The following is a 1152-nucleotide window of genomic DNA, read 5'->3' on the forward strand; positions in this document are numbered from 1 at the left end:
GTCCGGCCCCGTCCCGCCGCGGCGCCGGCGCGATCATCCTCCGTCCGTTCCCGCCCCGGCCCTCTTGTGCGGGGAGGGGGTGGTGATGCGGTCGGGGTTGACGCATCGGCGGGCGATCATCGTCGGGGCCGGGCAGGCCGGGCTCGCGGTGGCCGCCGCGCTGATCGGGTTGGGGTTCCGGCCGCAGCAGGAGTTCGTGGTCGTCGACGCCGCCACGGACCGGCAACGCAGTTGGGCGTCCCGGTGGCATTCGATGCGGCTGCTGTCCGACGCCCGCCACAGCACGCTTCCGCTCCGGCCGCTGCCGCTGGACCCGCACGAGCATCCCCGGGCCGATGAGATCGCGAACTACCTGGACCAGGTGCAGCACACCCTGGGGGTGGACCCGTTCTGGGGGTTGCGTGTGGTCGGGGTGGAACGCCGCGGTCACGGGTCGGTGCTGCAGCTGCAGACCGCGGAGGGCGACGTGCAGACCCGCAACGTGGTGTGCGCGACCGGCGCCGCCACCCACCCCCGCATCCCTGCGTGGGCGCAGCAGCTGCGGGTGCCCGGGGTGGTGCTGCACAGTGCCCACTACCAGTTCCCCCGGCAGGTGCCCACCGGGCGGGTGCTGATCGTCGGCGGAGGGAACAGCGGGGTGCAGCTGGCGCGAGAGCTGTCCGCCTCCCACGAGGTCACCCTCGCGGTCCGCACCCGACGGCCGCACCGACCCGCCCGTACCTTCCCCGTCCACGCCCGGGCAGGCTCGTCCTGGCTGGGTCGCCCACCCGCCGTGCAGCCGGTGTTCGGCGACAGCTACCATGCGCTGCGTCACGCGGGTGTGGCGGTCGCCCCGGCGGTGACCGGCGCGGACGGCGGGCAGGTCACGTTCGCCGATGGCAGCACCCTCGCCCCGGACTCGGTAATCCTCGCCACCGGGTACGACCCCGGCGACGACTGGCTCCCCGCCGAGGCGACCGCAGCCCGGTCCCGCCCGGCGATGACCGGGCTGCCGGGCTTGTTCGTCGCCGGGATCCCCGCCCACAGCCGCCCCGGAGCGGACACCCTCGCAGGGGTGTCCCGGGACGCCGCCGTAATCGCCCGCACCATCGCGGACCGGCCATGACCGCCACCCCGACGACCCTCCAGGACCCGCACGGACGCCCCCAACCG

At 75.2% G+C, this 1152-nt stretch carries 1 protein-coding gene; it reads left to right on the forward strand.

All coding sequences use genetic code 11. From position 1 onward, the window contains the following. Nucleotides 1-85 precede the first annotated feature (85 nt). Entirely contained in the window at nucleotides 86-1105 is a 1020-nt protein-coding gene (locus tag RR49_RS00060) for a flavin-containing monooxygenase (RefSeq protein WP_045245675.1), read from the forward strand. Nucleotides 1106-1152 lie beyond the last annotated feature (47 nt).

It is taken from the genome of Microbacterium ginsengisoli (assembly GCF_000956535.1).
Classification (GTDB): Bacteria; Actinomycetota; Actinomycetes; order Actinomycetales; family Microbacteriaceae; genus Microbacterium; species Microbacterium ginsengisoli.